The 16,228-nt window shown below is 41.1% G+C and carries 11 protein-coding genes; 7 read left to right on the top strand and 4 right to left on the bottom strand.

Going from position 1 to position 16,228, the window contains the following annotated elements:
* The first annotated feature begins 355 nt into the window (after window positions 1-355).
* From RM368_RS06110 to RM368_RS06100, 3 genes are all read left to right on the top strand, one after another.
* Window positions 356-1,099, top strand: coding sequence for a DUF928 domain-containing protein (locus tag RM368_RS06110; RefSeq protein WP_322693240.1), 744 nt, complete (start codon window positions 356-358; stop codon window positions 1,097-1,099).
* Between the two features lie 322 nt (window positions 1,100-1,421).
* Window positions 1,422-3,698, top strand: a complete 2,277-nt coding sequence (locus RM368_RS06105; RefSeq protein ID WP_322693239.1) for an adenylate/guanylate cyclase domain-containing protein — start codon at window positions 1,422-1,424, stop codon at window positions 3,696-3,698.
* Window positions 3,691-6,408 (top strand): NHLP bacteriocin export ABC transporter permease/ATPase subunit, encoded by a 2,718-nt coding sequence (locus RM368_RS06100; RefSeq protein ID WP_322693238.1) that lies wholly within the window; start codon window positions 3,691-3,693, stop codon window positions 6,406-6,408. Before RM368_RS06105 ends, RM368_RS06100 begins: the two co-directional genes overlap by 8 nt.
* 342 nt (window positions 6,409-6,750) lie before the next feature.
* Here RM368_RS06100 and RM368_RS06095 read toward each other — a convergent pair whose 3' ends face one another.
* The 4 genes from RM368_RS06095 to RM368_RS06080 all read right to left on the bottom strand — a co-directional run bounded on the left by RM368_RS06095 (window position 6,751) and on the right by RM368_RS06080 (window position 11,638).
* A complete protein-coding gene (locus RM368_RS06095) occupies window positions 6,751-7,209 on the bottom strand; it encodes a cupin domain-containing protein (protein WP_322693237.1) in 459 nt (152 codons plus the stop codon).
* Between the two features lie 55 nt (window positions 7,210-7,264).
* Window positions 7,265-9,661 carry a glycoside hydrolase family 15 protein gene (locus tag RM368_RS06090; RefSeq protein WP_322693236.1) on the bottom strand — a complete coding sequence of 799 codons (2,397 nt, stop codon included), beginning with the start codon at window positions 9,659-9,661 and terminating at the stop codon, window positions 7,265-7,267.
* 73 nt (window positions 9,662-9,734) lie between these two features.
* Complete coding sequence (locus RM368_RS06085) at window positions 9,735-10,673, bottom strand: cation diffusion facilitator family transporter (protein ID WP_322693235.1); 939 nt, start codon at window positions 10,671-10,673, stop codon at window positions 9,735-9,737.
* Window positions 10,674-10,825: 152 nt separating this feature from the next.
* A complete protein-coding gene (locus RM368_RS06080) occupies window positions 10,826-11,638 on the bottom strand; it encodes an SDR family oxidoreductase (protein WP_322693234.1) in 813 nt (270 codons plus the stop codon).
* 758 nt (window positions 11,639-12,396) lie between these two features.
* On the opposite strand from RM368_RS06080, the gene RM368_RS06075 reads away from it, so the two are divergent.
* Genes RM368_RS06075 through RM368_RS06060 form a run of 4 tightly spaced genes read left to right on the top strand, consistent with a single transcriptional unit; the run spans window position 12,397 to window position 16,128 of the window.
* Window positions 12,397-12,891: a DUF2231 domain-containing protein gene (locus RM368_RS06075; RefSeq protein ID WP_322693233.1), complete on the top strand. Its 495-nt coding sequence runs from the start codon at window positions 12,397-12,399 to the stop codon at window positions 12,889-12,891.
* A complete protein-coding gene (locus tag RM368_RS06070) occupies window positions 12,888-13,493 on the top strand; it encodes a DUF2231 domain-containing protein (RefSeq protein WP_322693232.1) in 606 nt (201 codons plus the stop codon). Before RM368_RS06075 ends, RM368_RS06070 begins: the two co-directional genes overlap by 4 nt.
* Before the next feature lie 60 nt (window positions 13,494-13,553).
* Window positions 13,554-14,477, top strand: a complete 924-nt coding sequence (locus RM368_RS06065) for a cytochrome c oxidase subunit II (RefSeq protein WP_322693231.1) — start codon at window positions 13,554-13,556, stop codon at window positions 14,475-14,477.
* Window positions 14,467-16,128, top strand: a complete 1,662-nt coding sequence (locus tag RM368_RS06060; RefSeq protein ID WP_322693230.1) for a cytochrome c oxidase subunit I — start codon at window positions 14,467-14,469, stop codon at window positions 16,126-16,128. The genes RM368_RS06065 and RM368_RS06060 overlap by 11 nt, the downstream gene beginning before the upstream one ends.
* Window positions 16,129-16,228: the final 100 nt, after the last annotated feature.

Genomic DNA, 16,228 nt, shown 5'->3' with positions numbered 1-16,228 from the left:
ATTATTGATACTAAGTAGATAATTTTGCAAATTGGTAGCCAATTTAGGTTTTAAATTTCAAGGCATAGACGCTTTACTTCCTCCAAGTTAGGGGTACAGAGTTTCGCATATCGGCGCGCGAAGCTTGTTTCGGTTAATTCGCTATGAATTCATAGAATAGCGTGCTAAGTTATACTTACTTCAATTTTTGGTAAAATCTTTAACAAAGCTTTTAGACAAAAGTTAATATAGATTTTATCACTGGTAGTTAATTTAACTAAATATCGCCTTTTCGTGCGATCGCAAATATTTATCTTTGTTAGATACTTGAAAATTAATAGGACTTAATATGAGTTGGATACAAAAATTTATAAACATGGCAGCAGTTCCTATATCTATGACAGTATTGGTAATGTCTAGTTTGCCCAGAATGGCGATCGCTGAATCACCGGTAGCACTTAAATTCCAAAAATTTCAGAATTGGCAAATTAGTCAAAAGTTTATCCCACCAAATCGAAATGCGCCACAAACTACCTCTGGTGGGGCGACTCGTCGCGGTTCCCGGTATTTAGAAAGTAAAGAAACTTTAACTGCCTTAATGCCTCTAAATAAAATAGGTTTAACCCTTGCAGAACGTCCCACATTTTACTGGTTTATACCGCAGATACCAGTAGAAACTGCTCGCTTTTCACTTCTAGATGGTGAGGATATAGTTTATGAGACGACTTTTAAACTTCCTAGACAATTAGGAATTATTGGTTTTACTCTGCCAACAAAAGCACCAAGTCTGAAAGTAGGTACTAAATATCACTGGTATATGTCAATCGCTGACGGTTCGGAAGAAGTAGGAGAGGGAATCACTGTGGATGGTTGGGTAGAACGAATCCAACCTACTAATGATTTATCAAAGCAGCTAGCCACAACAAATCTCAAGCAGCTTTCCCAAGTGTATGCTGCATCTGGAATTTGGTATGAAGTGTTACATACATTAGTACAGCAACGTCTTAGCGATCCGAGCGATCGCACAGTCATGGCTAATTGGCAAGCATTATTAGAGTCAGTGGAGTTAAAAAATTTAGTTTCCAAACCTTTAAGTAGATATTTGGAATGCCAAGACTAAATAATTTATCAAAAAAGATAGGTTTAAAACCTCGCCCCTTGTGGGCGAAAAAATCCTTGTCTCACCGAAGAGGTAGAGGGGAAGGGGGCGGGGAGCAGAGGGAGCAAGCCCTTCCAGCGTTGCGGAATATGGGTATGAAGCCCCGCCCTTCCCTTCCAGGGCGCTTGGCTGAGGCAAAGTACAAGCTCCTTCTCAGCCTCTCCCCTGCCTATTTTGACAAGGCAGGTAGAAACCCCACCCGCAAGTGGTGTGACTGTATTTAATTTTGAATACTTCGACTACGCTCAGTACAAGTTTTGAATTTTGAATTTTGAATTGATTCATGTGGAGTCATATCAAGCAACAACTTTGGCAATATCGTGGTATCTTCATTGCTGCTCCCAGTGCGGCAGCATTAGTATTCATCCTGCGCTTGAGTGGATTATTACAGATGTTGGAATTGGCAGCGCTGGATCAAATGTTTCTGTTACGTTCTCCAGAACCTATTGATACGCGGATTGTCATTGTAGAAATTAATGAATCTGATGTGCAAAAACTTGGTAAGCGCGGTTATTGGCCTTTGCCTGACAAGTTGCTGGCACAAGTTTTAGAGAATTTAAAGCAGCAAAAACCCAGTGCTATTGGTTTGGATTTATATCGAGATTTACCAGTAGGTTTTGGACATCAATCATTAGTTAAGGTGTTTGAGTCTACACCAAATTTAGTTGGCGTACAAAAAGTAGCTGAAAGTGAAGATAGCTCGGCGGTAGCACCACCACCAGCCCTGAAAAAACTCGATCGAGTCGGTGCAAATGATTTTCCCTTAGATGGGGATGGAAAAATTCGCCGCAGTTTGATGTATTTGTCAGACAAAAATGGCGAAAATGTGTTTAGTTTTGCTTTTAAACTTGCCTATCTTTATTTGAGCGATCGCCAAATTGATGTCGGACAAACAAAAGATTATTTGGTAAAAACAGGTAATGTTGTTTACCCATTATTTCAAGGTAATGATGGTGGTTATATTCGGGCTGAAGACCAAGGTTATCAAGTACTAATAAATTATCGGAGTTCTCAAGAAAAATTTCAGCACATATCTATTATGGATGTGTTAGATAAGCGGATACCCAAGGACTTAGTAAAAGGGCGAATTGTGTTGATTGGTTCCACAGCCGAAAGTCTCAAAGACCTATTCTATACACCATACAGCAGTACTATATTAACAGCACCTAAACGAATGGCTGGTGTAACTATTCACGCTCATGCCATCAGTCAAATTTTAAGCGCTACTTTAGATCGCCGCCCGTTAATCAGAACATGGACTAAATTAGAAGAATGGTTGTGGATTTTTATTTGGTCACTGATTGGTGCAATATTAATCTGGCAACAAAGATATAGCGGCAGTTATAAAATAAAATCATTATTACCTTTGATTAGTATTTTGCTAGCTGGATGCTGTCTTATCGGTAGTAGTTATCTAGCCTTTATAGCAGGTTGGTGGATTCCTGTTGTCCCACCATTCCTGACATTAATTGGTTCGGGAATTGCTGTGACTGCCTATATTGCCAGAACTGCGGGAGCAATTCGTAAAACCTTTGGTCGTTATCTCACCGATGAAGTCGTCGCTAATTTATTAGAAAACCCTGAAGGTTTAAAACTTGGTGGTGAACGCAAGAAAATTACTATTCTCACTTCTGATTTAAGAGGTTTTACAGCTATATCTGAGAGATTATCTGCTGAAGAAGTAATTAAAATAATTAATCTTTATTTAGGATATATGGCAGATGTTATTACTCACTACCAAGGCACGATTGATGAATTTATGGGTGATGGAATTTTAGTTTTGTTCGGCGCTCCCATCACTAGAAAAGATGATGCGACAAGAGCGATCGCTTGTGCAGTGGCAATGCAACTAGCAATGGAATCAGTGAACAAAAAAATCCAGCAAATGGGATTTCCAAAGCTAGAAATGGGTATTGGCATTAATACAGCAGAAGTAGTTGTCGGTAATATTGGTTCGGAAAAACGGACTAAATATGGAATTATCGGCGATCAAGTTAATTTAACCTATCGCATTGAATCGTATACAGTCGGCGGACAAATTTTTGTTTCGCAATCAACTATTAATGAGACTGGTTCCATTGTCAAAATTATTGGCTATAAAGAAGTACAAGCAAAAGGGGTGAAACAACCGATAAAAATTTATGAAGTAGGTGGAATTACTGGAGAATACAATTTATATCTTGTTCAAGACGAAGATAAAATTTTCTGGGAACTGCCAGAAGCAATTCCCTTAAAATATACAGTTTTGGATGGAAAAGATGTAAATAACACTGTCATGGAGGGAAAGTTAGTAAAGCTGTCAGCTAGGGGGGCGCAAGTATGTTATGACTCTCAAGTAAATTATCTAGCTTTACAGCCCTTTACTAATCTGAAACTGAACTTATTTATGCAGGGTAATTCCCAAATGAGTGAAGATATTTATGCTAAAGTCTTAGACAAAACGACAGAACAAGATAATTTTTATATTCGTTTTACTAACATTCCACTAGAAGTAGAAGGGCAATTTAATGCTCTACGCCTTTGCCAAAGAACCATTGCACCTCTAACTCCAGATGAGTAATTCCAAGCTACTGCTTACAGATAATCAATCCTTAGTATTAGATAATCCCCTAACAGTTTGGCAAATTGAATCCGGTGCGATCGCTGTGTTTGCTATTCTTGTTGACGAAGGTATTGAGGGTACTCGCCGTTATCTATTTAGTGTCAATGCGGGAGAAGCATTGTTTGGAATATCGGCTAATAACCATAAACTTTTGGCGGTATCCATAGAAGATACTGTGTTGTTGCAAATATCTGCACAAGAATGCGAACAATGGATAAGTCAAGAGAAAGACGAGGCAGAAAGTTTTATTAAGTTAGTGCAGACTTGGGAGCAAAATATTCAAAATTGTTTAGGCGATACCTTCTCTACAAGACTCTACGATAGGCTGCGCGAACGCGAACGCTTTTCAATTGTGCCAGTTTTTTCTCACACTGAAAAACTTCCCAACTCCAACGAGATCCAAGTTACTCTGAGCGAATTACACAGCGATTTTTGCGAAATTCTGACTCAAATAGAACAGGAAGAATTGGCAGCAAAATGGACTCAATTCCAAGCACGGCAACAACTTAACTCTCAGGTAAAAGTTAATGCTTTCGGAGAGTTAGCCTCAGTTCTCAAACCTAAGCAAGCCGAACTGATGCAGTCAGGTACACCGCTGCTGATTGCCGCAGGTGCAGTGGGAAGGGCATTAGGAATTAAGATTCTGCCACCTGTGCGTTCTGAAGACATGAAGCGGATTAAAGAACCATTAGAAGCGATCGCCCGTGCATCCCGAATTCGTATCCGACGGGTATTACTCAATGACCGATGGTGGCAAAAGGATAGCGGCCCTTTATTAGCATATACTAATCAAGATAATTTTCCTGTTGCATTGCTACCAGCAGGGGTAGGAAAGTACGAAATCTTTGACCCAGAGAAGCACGTGCGCATACCTGTAAACAATCGCACTGCTCAACAACTAGCTCCCTTTGCCTATGTATTTTATCGTCCCGTACCCGAAAATAATTTAACTGCGATCGCCTTACTTCTGTTTGCCTTTAAGGGGAAAATTCGAGAACTGATTGTTATCTTCCTCACTGGCGTTGTGGGTGCATTGTTGGGAATGTTAACCCCCTTGGCAACTGCTATCCTCATCGATTCCGTTATTCCCGATGCAGATAGAGGATTGTTAATGCAAATTGGCTTGGGTTTGATAGCCGCCAGCTTTGGGACGATAATTTTTCAAATCGCCCAAGGTTTTGCCGGTCTGAGATTAGAAAGTAAAGCCAGTTTAGACTCTCAAGCAGCCTTATGGGATAGATTGTTTAATTTGCGGGTATCTTTCTTTCGTGAATATTCAATTGGGGATTTGCAATCTCGTGTTTCCGCCATCACTCAAATCCGCCAAAAACTCAACGACACAGTGCTACGCACTATTTTTACCAGCTTCTTCTCTCTACTAAATCTGGCACTATTATTTATCTACAGTTCCAGTCTAGCTTTAGTTGTCGTCGCAGTAGCGTTGATAGCGATCGCCTTCACTACCATCTCAGGCTTACTTAGCCGCCAAAAGTTGCGTTCTTTAGAAGAAATAGAAGGAGAAATTTTTGGTTTTACTGTACAGATGGTTGCTGGTGTGTCCAAACTTCGAGTCACCAATGCAGAAGACCGTGCTTTTGCTTATTGGGCAAAAAAGTATAGTCAGCAGCTACAATTCAAGCTGAGTACAGAGGTAATTGAAGATATCTTAGCGATATTTAACACTGCTATGCCAACTGTCAGCTCGATAATTATCTTTTGGCTAGCAGTTACGTTAATCGCCCAAGCCCCATCTGAAAGCGGAACAGGATTATCTACAGGTACATTTTTAGCATTTAATGCCGCCTTTGCCATATTTATCGCTGGGGCAACTCAGCTGAGTAATACCATAGTCAGCATATTAGATATCAGCATTTTTTGGGAACGTGCAAAGCCCATCTTTCAGGCTAAACCGGAAATCGACCTGAGCAAAAGCGATCCAGGACGATTAACGGGTAAAGTAAAAGTCGATCGCGTAACTTTCCGCTACCGCGAAGATGGCCCCCTGAATTTAGACGCTCTGACAATTCAGGCAGAACCAGGAGAGTTGATTGCTTTGGTTGGGCCTTCTGGTAGTGGCAAATCAACGATTATTAGGCTGTTATTGGGATTTGAAACGCCAAAAGATGGCACGATTTACTATGATGGTCAGGACTTATCGGGGTTAGATATATCAGCAGTGCGCAGACAGATTGGTGTAGTGCTGCAAAATGGTCGCATCAATAGCGCCTCAATTTTTGAAAATATTTCTAGTGGCGCATTAGTAACAATGGAAGAAGCCTGGGAAGCAGTACGGATGGCTGGGTTTGCCGATGATATTAAGTCAATGCCAATGGAGATGCACACAGTCATTTCGGAGGGGGGTACAAATCTCTCTGGTGGACAACGTCAAAGGCTATTAATTGCTCGTGCTTTAGTCTTAAAACCGAGAATTATAATTTTTGATGAAGCTACCAGTGCTTTAGATAATCGTACTCAAGCGATAGTTAGTAGCAGCTTAGACCAGTTAGGAGTAACGCGCATAATTATCGCCCATCGCCTCAGCACCATCCGCAACGCCGACCGAATTTATGTGATTGAAGCCGGTCGAGTTGTTCAGCAAGGTAAGTTTGAAGAATTAGTGAATCAAAAGGGCTTATTTGCTAATCTGATGGCACGACAAATGGCGTAAGCGCCAGGGAGAGGGTTTGCAGCTTTTATTACCATGAATATGGTGCAATTTAAATGACGATTAGCTTATGCATAGTTTACTTCACCAAAGGAGTATACTAAACCTCATCTATGTTGAAACCTAGAGTTTTTTAAAAGATATATTTATGTAGGTTGGGTGGAGTGAAACGCAACCCAACATTACCACCAAATTTTATGTTGGGTTACGCTATCGCTGCACCCAACCTACAAAACTGGCTTTCTTAATTTTGAATTTTGTTAGCGCTGGCGGCAAGCGAGTCCGCGTTCGCTTTTAGCGTCTCGTAGAGAGCGTCATTTTGAATTTTGAATTGTTATAACTTACTTACCTAAATCGACAAGATTGGTTTACAGTCGGAGTCTTTTCAAATTGCACCATTATTAAAACAGCTGGCGCATCGCCTACTGTTCCAGATAAGTGACCTTTATGACCTTGCGCGTCTGTTTTCGTACCCTGATCTTCTCCAAAGGAAATTTCGCCTTCCCCCATCTCGACTCGCTGACCGTCCATAGTCTCCACAAACCAGCGTCCTGACAAAGGTATAATCCACTGGGGTTTGGGGTTTTCATGCCAGTTACCAACCCATCCCACAGGTAGCACAGTAAAGGTAATTGTAGCACCGGACTGCTTCAAATTAGAAAGCCACTGCGGTGAAGTATCCGGGGCTATGCCTTTTTCGATAAAGTCTTCAATTTGACAACGGGATTGATGACTTATACCGTCGTTGTCAGTCCAGACGTGCCAGTATTCAATTGTTGGTTTGGATGATGAGTTATTCTGCATAATAATGGCTCTTTTCGATCCGAAATGTATTGAAAGGCAAATTAGAAATTAGGAATTACGAAATTCTAACCGTATAATTGTGTCCTTCCCATTTGCTGCTTTCAATCCAGAAAAAGGTAAAGTTGATTGATTGTTGCTGATTCTCAGAAATAGAAATATCGACAAAATTCACTCCTAACTTTGTAGAAGTAGAAAGCATATCTTGTGTAGTTTGCCAATCATCATCTGACCAGTGCAATTGAAAAGATGCTAAAGCGTCAATTCGCAATGTCTGACCTTTTTTTACTTGGCTGATTTGTCGGTTAAACTTCCAAATTTCCAATGATTTACACTGCTTTCTTTCGCCTAGATAGCGATTTGCCACTTCTGGAATAAAATCAAACACTTGTCCGTCATCAGTTGACCGTAGCAGCTTGATATACTCTGCGTGTGCCCACATTAAAGGCATCGCTGAACCTGTTGGTTTTCCTAAAAACATATAGATATCAGGGATATCTGCCTCATCCCAAACCTGTTCTGGTAGCAAACAAGTATCTGAAGCAAATCCTTCCATCGCCTTAATATATGTTTTGACATCGCCGCCAGCAGCTAGTTCATAATGTCCTCGTTCTCCTGCCAACAGAGGCCAAGCGCGTCCCTTACCCCAACCAATATAAGGACTTCCGTCTTCTTGCTGGCCGTAGCCGTCGTGGTTGTAACGATGCCAACAAGGGCCAACGGGTGTATCTACTTTTAAAACTGCATCAATTACTTTGACAGAATCAACAATAATCGGGTCATCAGGTTTGCGAATTCCATAGCGTACTAATTGGAGAAATCCGCCATCGACAATTTCCTTGGCGGGAAATTCTGCTGGTTCACCAGGTGGTTGACTGCTGATGAAAAGAGTTCCTTGGTTAGGATTTTCGTCGGCTTGAGGATTATTAATATCTGAAGGAGTAATTCGGATATAATGCCGTTTGATGCCAGGAACTAAAGTTCCTTCAGTAGTAACTGTCCAAGCTTCAATGTGAGATTCTAAAAAATCTGCGTATTCTTCTATAAACTTTGCTGTTGCTTCATCTCCACGTTGACGAACAAATTGAGCAGCACAGATTAAGGCGGCAATATTGGATGCTAGTGTTGATGGTGAATAACCGCTATTTTCTTCCCAGCGTTCTTGTTGAGTAACCGGGCCGTTACGAATTAAATAACCCGCCGCCCGCAGAACCATCGGATAAATATCGAATTTTAAACAAGTCTTCTGCTGGTGCAATAGCCATGCAAGAAGAATCGGAAATGCCACTTCATCTAGTTGAATACCTTTCCAGTAAGGTTCGCCATCAACCCAGAAATTTTGCGCAAAACCGCCATCTTCTTGCTGGCTGGTTGCAAGATAAATTAGCGATCGCACTGCTGTTTCTGTTTCGCCAGCAGCCACTAAACCTGATACACTGCTAACCATATCCCGCGTCCAGACAAGGTGATATCCTCCTTGGTCTTGGTCGTTTTTGGCTTCACCCCAAGGAATCGCCAGGGATGCAATCAACGCACCGGGATAAATTTTGTCTTCATGTGCTAACAACAAACTAATGCTGTTGTGATACAACTTTCCATCATTGCATGAAACATATTCTAGCGGTCGGAGATTGCGGCGCGATCGCTTCCACTGTTCGTTGTATTGCTGCTTCTGCTGTTCAAAAGGAATATTGAGCGACTGAAATAGTGTAGAAATTGCATTATGCAAGTTTGTACCAAACGCCAATCCTAAAGTAAACTCTTTAGTACTATCTAAATTTAATTTTCCAGTCAAAGCCAGATTGCCATCTACAGCATTATCAAACTCCCAATCCATCTGGAAATTATCAGCTAAATCTGTCCAACCATCACTTTCACCGACGTAACCACAAGAAAGGCGGCTAAAGGGAACTGTTGCACCCAGCGCTAGCCATGTTCCTTGTTTCTCGGCTATCAAAATCCGATGTCCAGCAGCCTCTACAGCGTAACCATTATTACCCATACCTTCAACATCCAGATGCGGCGCACACAAAGCATATAAATGGAGTTGGGAAATAAAATCGCTTTCTCCTGTTAATGTGGTGTGCTGTAAGATACAGGGAAAATGCGGGTCGGCAATCACTTCTTTGATTACGGCATAACGTCCTTGGGGATCTGAATTAGTGATGCGGTATCCTAAACCATGAGTCCACATCGGTTCCACTTTGGATTCGAGATGGCGTTTCTCTTCGTGGAAAAAGCTTTTCCCATCAGAAATTAGATACTGCAAATCCCGAATTTGAGGTTTGTCTACTGTGGGATGGTAGATTTCAGTGACAATACCGTTCCAAAGAGTAAACCAAATGTTACTAGAGGTAGAGTAAGCTGTTCCGACTCCATCTTTATTAGCATGAGTCCATCGAGGCTCAATACCTGGTGAGCCAAAAGCTTTTGCTCGATCAATAATCTTTACCATACTGCATTGTTGTGCCGATAAGCTTTGAGTGCATTGAGAAAATGCTGTGTTTGATATTTATGCAATTATAAATTTATTGAGAAGTTGGCGAAAATTTCCGAGCGGCAGTTAAGGATTTTGCTTCAATAAAAATTTGTTTGATTTCAGGATGCTTTTGGCGAATTGTTACTTCTAAACTTTCTACAGTTAAGGCTATTTCCTCACCTGTAAGATTTTTAGCAAATTGGATTTCTAAGTTAAGTAATACTTCTTTGGGAGCAAGCTGCATTGTTAGCACCCGGATAACTTCTTGCACTCCTGGTTCTGTTTTGGACAAAGACCGGATATTGGCTATAGTTTGCGGATCGGCACTTTCACCAACTAATAATCCTTTGCTTTCTCTCGCTAATACCACTGCTACTATAGCCAAGATAATGCCAATAATAATCGAAGCAATGCCATCCAAATAAACATTATTAAATAAATGTCCTAAGAAGATTCCGATTAAGGCCACGAATAAGCCTAAAATTGCCGCCGAATCCTCAAATAATACTGTAAATACTGTGGGATCTTTACTATTTTTGATTGCTTGCCAGAAATTTTGTTTACCCTTAGTCGGCAAAAACTCTTTTAAAGCTACAGTCCAAGAAAACCCCTCCAATAATATTGCAATAGCTAAGACAATATAATTCCACATTGGGTTTTCTAAAGGACTGGGATGAATTAAATGAGTGATTCCTTCATAAATTGACATCCCGCCGCCAAGGGCAAAGATGAGGATAGCAACGATAAAAGTCCAGAAATAAAGTTCTAGACCGTAACCAAAGGGATGCCTATCGTCTGCTGGCTTTTGGCTTCTTTGAATTCCCAGCAAAAGTACTAATTGATCGCCAGTATCTACCAGCGAATGAATCCCTTCAGATATCATGGCGGAACTGCCAGTAATGGAGGCGGCGATAAATTTAGTAATAGCGATCGCTAAGTTAGCGCCCATCGCTGCAAATATAGTTTTATGAGATGAATCAGATGCCATGAGAGTCAATAATAATTATGCAGAAATTTCTAATTCACCATCTGGATGGGTAACTTTCCATTGGATTTGTGCCAAAACGTCTTCTACAGCTAAATTTAATCGTTGATTGTTATCAAACCAGGGTTAACACTAACTTTTGTAAGCATTATCAATTAACCATTGTCTGCAAAACCTGGATACAAGGTCATACCACCGTCTACAAATAGAGTTGTACCATAGACATAATCAGAGTCATCAGAAGCCAACCAAACCGCTGCTTTAGCAATATCTTCTACATCACCCACACGTTTTGCTGGAATCAGTTTTAATAACTTTGCTTCTGCCTCTGGAGTATCCCAAGCTGATTTATTAATGGGGGTTTTGATTGCACCAGGGGCAATACTATTAACGCGAATTTTATGGGGTGCAAGTTCTTGAGCAATACTTTGCATCATCATATTTATACCGCCCTTACTTGCAGCATAATTAACATGACCCGCCCAAGGAATTACCTGATGTACTGAACTTATACAAATAATCTTACCTGCGGCAGATGAAATATCGGGCTGTATACCCCGACGCAAGAATTCCTTTGCAGCTTCCCTAGCACATAAGAATTGTCCTGTCAAATTAACGTCAATAACTCTATTCCATTGATCGAGGGTCATATCTACAAACGGTGAATCTTTTTGAAGACCTGCATTGTTTATCAAAATGTCAATAGTGCCGAATCGCTCGATTGTCTGGCTAAACATCGCCTTGATTTCGTCTTCTTTGCTAACATCAGCTTGAATCGCAAATGCTTCACCATTAGCCGCTTTGATGTCATCAACAAGTTTTTGGGCTGATTCAGCTTCCGAACGATAATTGACGGCTACTGCTGCACCCGATAAAGCTAAATAGCGAGCGATCGCTTGACCAATGCCAGAACTAGCACCTGTCACAAGTGCTTTTTGACCTTTGAGCAGGTAAGGGGAATAGCTCATAATGCTTTCGATATTTTTAAAACTTGTATTCGTTGTGAATATCTCAATATTTGCAAGACCTTCATGATAGTTTTGCTTTTTGCGTATAGTAGTATTACCCTGACAACTTTAATTTTTAAATCAGGAAATTATGGATTAAAAAAGTTTTGCTTTTTTAATGATTTTAAAAAGCTTTAGTATTTTTCTAATCTATCTAGAGAAAGATAAACAGCATATTTTTTACTAAAAAATATTGAAATCCCTTGTCATTTCTGTGACAATAGTATGTTTTTCTTTTTAAGATTTGTAAAAATGTGACTTTCAAGCTTATATCAATCTCAAGAAAGATTTATGGTATATTCAAAGCAAGTTTGATTATTGATGAAAGTAAATTTTTTAGTTAATCAGAGAACTATATAAGACGTTAAATATTTTTTACGCACCTCTTAAGCGTCTGATTAGATTGGCTATTAACAATCCCATCTAATCCAAAATAAAAACTTTATTTTTTTGAAATACTAATCAAGATATGATACCAATCAGAAATGTAGTTGTTTTAGTGAGTTTTTACCTTTGGAGAAAATAATTACTGAAAAATAGTAATTATGTATTCTATTTCAAAAGCTACTTGAAAAATTGCAGTGTATCGGAAATTGTCAATGTTATTTAATTGGTCGAACTGTGACGTTAGCGCAGTATTCTGGAAAATATGAATGGTGCATTAAGCGGATGGCAATTCCATGCAACGCATATATATTTGACTTATGAAGGAGAAAGCGATGCTTGCTCTGTCTCTGAATAACCAAAATTTACCATACCCTGACCCTCTACATCCGATTGTTGTTCACTTCGTAATTGCGATGGTGCTTTTTTCTTTCGTGTGCGATGTGCTGGGTTATTTTACCCGTAACGTGCGGTTGTTTGAGGTGAGTTTCTGGAATATGTTTGTGGCCTCAGCAGCTATTTTTTTAGCAGTGATTCTTGGTCAGTTTGAAGCAGGTCTGGCGAACATCTACCCAGCAGTCCAACCAACAATGAATTTTCATACGGTGATGGGTTGGTCGCTGGCGGCTATTGTTGTTGGCATTACAGCTTGGCGTTTCGTGATTCGCAAACGCACTCCCCGGAAAGTACCACCTGCTTACCTTGGTGTAGCAACGTTTTTAGTATGCTTAGTGTGCTTGCAAGTCTATCTAGGAAGCAAGCTAGTTTGGGTGTATGGGTTACATATCGAGCCAGTTGTGCAAGGAATGAAGCAGGGAGTTGTGCCATGAACTGGCAATTGATTGACCAGTTGAGATTGAGGCTGAATGCTAACGGATTACCTTATGAAATTCCCATACATCCGCAACTGGTGCATCTAACATTGGGTTTATTCATTCTTGCGATTATTTTTGATATTGCGGGAGCGCTTTTTGCTTTAGAAAAACCAATCTTCAAATTTTTGGGTTTGCCTACCCTGCGTTCTGGTTTTTTTGATGTCGGCTGGTATAACCTCATTGGAGCAGCTTTTATTACTTTTTTCACTGTTGCAGCTGGTTTTTTCGAGTTATTGCTAGCAAATCCACCAATCGATCAAAAGAGCGTTTGGGGGTTAACTGCTGGTTGGACGATGCTTTTGCATGGCTTGGGTGGCATTTCATTGTTGGGGATCGTTGTTGCCATGACAGTATGGAGAGGTTTACAACGTTATCGCTGGCGCAAGGATGCTTCTAGGCAGGTACAGTGGAGTTACTTATTAGCAGGTATTGCAATATTGGGTATCTTGTTTGTCCACGGAACTTTGGGGGCGCAATTGGGAGAAGAGTTTGGAATACACGTTACTGCTGCGAGGTTACTCCAAGAAGGTAAAAACCCAAATTTACTACTCAAATAATCAAGTGGGAAGCACTCTCTTCAATTTTGAATTTTGAATTTTGAATTTTGAATTGTTAATATGTTTAGTTTTTGGGAATATGTACTAATAGCGTTTTATGTCGCAGGGCTGCTGATTGTCAGTCGGTGGATTGGACAACAGGCCTTTTCTTGGATGCCTCCCCAGGCGACAGCAGAAGCACAACGAGTAGATGATTTATTTAGCTTTTTAGTCTCAATTGGAGCATTCATCTTGCTGGGGCTAGTTGGTGTGATTGTGTATGCGATCGCCTTTCATCGCGCCCCCCCAGAAGACTACAGCGAGGGACACCCTTCTAGAGGTAATGGAAAGTTAGAAATATTGTGGACAGCGACGCCAACTTTGTTAGTAATATGGATTGCCTTTCAAAGCTTCAATATTTATCAGCAATTAAATATTCTCGGTCTAAACCAAATTGTGCATTTGCACGCGCCCCTAGAATCTGCACCCGCCTATGCCGCAACCGTTAGCGATGTCCCCAAACCTGCATCTGAAACAATTGATGTTTTCGTTAGGCAGTGGGATTGGTCTTTCCACTATCCAAATAATCTTACTAGTAAGGAATTGCACTTGCCGCTCGATCGCAGCACTCGCTTAAATATGCAAGCCGAGAAAGTAATCCACGGCTTCTACATTCCTGAGTTTCGCTTAAAGCAAGATATTGTTCCAGGGCGGAACATTGATATTGTGATTACACCGATTCGCCCAGGTAAATATCGACTGAAAGATTCTCAATTCAGTGGTGCTTATTTTGCCTTGATGGAGGCAGATGTATACGTTGAATCCCTTACTCAGTATAATCAGTGGCTCGCGCAAACAGTCTCTAGCGAAACTACAAACACTAAAAATCAGGCAGTTACCGAAAATATCCAACCACCAAAGACATTATTCAAAAGCGGCTGGTACACCGTCGCACCTGCTCAAACAGCTGTAGCCAATCAAAGGAAGATAAATAATGACACATGATTTGAGTGAAGCTATAGCCAACAATAGAGAACGTGAGAATAACTGGCGGGAATATTTCAGCTTCAGCACCGACCATAAGGTAATCGGTGTTCAGTACATGGTGATGACCTTCATTTTCTTTCTTCTCGGCGGGCTGTTGGCGATGATTATCCGGGCTGAATTGCTCACCCCGGAAGCAAATTTAGTTGACCGCCCCCTCTACAATGGTTTATTCACCATGCACGGGACAATCATGATTTTCCTGTGGGTTATTCCCTTCAATGCAGGTCTTGCTAACTATCTAGTACCGCTGATGATTGGAGCGCGGGATATGGCTTTTCCCCTGCTCAACGCCATCTCTTTTTGGATTTTGCCACCAGCCGGTCTGCTACTACTGTCTAGTTTCTTACTACCAAGCGGGACTGCACAAGCTGGCTGGTGGTCTTACCCACCAGTGAGTCTGCAAGTTCCAGCCGATCAGTTGATTAACGGTCAATTTATTTGGATAGTTAGCCTAGTATTAATCGGCATCTCTTCAATTATGGGGGCTGTCAACTTTGTTACCACTATCTTTTGGATGCGATCGCCAGGGATGACATTTTTTCGGATGCCCGTCTTTGTGTGGTCAGTTTTTAGCGCCCAGTTGTTGCAGCTGATTAACTTACCTTCCTTGACAGGTGCATTGATCCTGCTGTTGCTTGACCTCTCCTTCGGTACACAATTCTTTAAACCGGAAGGAAGTGGCGATCCAATCATTTACCAACATTTATTTTGGTTCTACTCACATCCCGCAGTGTATATCATGGCGCTACCGACCTTCGGTATTATTGCGGAAGTTCTCCCAGCCTTTTCTCGCAATCCTTTATTTGGCTATCGGTCAGTTGCTCTTGCTTCTTTAGGTATTGCTGTAGTCAGCATCTTCGTTTGGGTGCATCATATGTTCACCAGTGCAACCCCCGGCTGGATGCGGATGACCTTCATGGCCACCTCAATGTTAGTTGCCATACCCACAGGTGTTAAAGCATTCGCTTGGACTGCCACAATCTGGAGGAGCAAATTGCACCTAGAGACACCAATGCTCTTTGCGATGGGAGGTGCAGCGATGTTTATTTTTGGCGGTGTCACTGGTGTGATGCTTGCCGCCACCCCATTTGATATCCACGTCAATAATACTTACTTTGTAGTAGGTCACTTCCACTACATCGTTTTTAATACAATTACAATGGCAATCTTTGCCGGAATTTACTTTTGGTTTCCCAAAATAACTGGCAGGATGTACGCCGAGGGTTGGGGTAAGTTGCATTTCTGGTTAACCTTTATTCCTGCCAATATCACCTTTTTCTCTATGCACCCATTAGGTTTGCAGGGGATGCTACGCCGAATTTCCTCCTACGATCCCCAGTATCAAGGTTGGAACGTCATCGCTAGCCTGGGATCGTTCTTACTGGGAGTATCCACACTGCCCTTTATTGCTAACATTGTCGGTTCCTGGCTATATGGAGTCAGAGCAGTTGATAATCCCTGGCACGCGACAGGATTGGAATGGACAACTTCTTCACCACCTCCGCGAGATAACTTTGAAGAGATTCCTGTTGTCAACAGACCTCCTTACGACTATGGCGATCCAAAATATTCATTCGTGGAAAATTCTGATAATGGTGAATCTCACTAGGAAATGGGGAGCAAGGGAGAAATCAATTCAAAATTCAAAATAAAAAAACTTCCGCCTTTTGCCTCCTCTTTCTCAATGACTAATGACTAATGACTAATGA

It is taken from the genome of Nostoc sp. DedSLP03, from assembly GCF_034530815.1.
Lineage (GTDB): Bacteria > Cyanobacteriota > Cyanobacteriia > Cyanobacteriales > Nostocaceae > Nostoc.
Note: the sequence above shows the minus strand (reverse complement) of the source record. Positions and strands in the feature narration are given on the sequence as shown.

What these genes read in the sequence shown, in the direction of transcription:
- RM368_RS06110 (WP_322693240.1), top strand. Translation starts at nt 356, where the DNA reads ATGGCAGCAGTTCCTATATCTATGACAGTATTGGTAATGTCTAGTTTG.
- RM368_RS06105 (WP_322693239.1), top strand. Translation starts at nt 1,422, where the DNA reads ATGTGGAGTCATATCAAGCAACAACTTTGGCAATATCGTGGTATCTTC.
- RM368_RS06100 (WP_322693238.1), top strand. Translation starts at nt 3,691, where the DNA reads ATGAGTAATTCCAAGCTACTGCTTACAGATAATCAATCCTTAGTATTA.
- RM368_RS06095 (WP_322693237.1), bottom strand. Translation starts at nt 7,209, where the DNA reads ATGCAGAATAACTCATCATCCAAACCAACAATTGAATACTGGCACGTC.
- RM368_RS06090 (WP_322693236.1), bottom strand. Translation starts at nt 9,661, where the DNA reads ATGGTAAAGATTATTGATCGAGCAAAAGCTTTTGGCTCACCAGGTATT.
- RM368_RS06085 (WP_322693235.1), bottom strand. Translation starts at nt 10,673, where the DNA reads ATGGCATCTGATTCATCTCATAAAACTATATTTGCAGCGATGGGCGCT.
- RM368_RS06080 (WP_322693234.1), bottom strand. Translation starts at nt 11,638, where the DNA reads ATGAGCTATTCCCCTTACCTGCTCAAAGGTCAAAAAGCACTTGTGACA.
- RM368_RS06075 (WP_322693233.1), top strand. Translation starts at nt 12,397, where the DNA reads ATGCTTGCTCTGTCTCTGAATAACCAAAATTTACCATACCCTGACCCT.
- RM368_RS06070 (WP_322693232.1), top strand. Translation starts at nt 12,888, where the DNA reads ATGAACTGGCAATTGATTGACCAGTTGAGATTGAGGCTGAATGCTAAC.
- RM368_RS06065 (WP_322693231.1), top strand. Translation starts at nt 13,554, where the DNA reads ATGTTTAGTTTTTGGGAATATGTACTAATAGCGTTTTATGTCGCAGGG.
- RM368_RS06060 (WP_322693230.1), top strand. Translation starts at nt 14,467, where the DNA reads ATGACACATGATTTGAGTGAAGCTATAGCCAACAATAGAGAACGTGAG.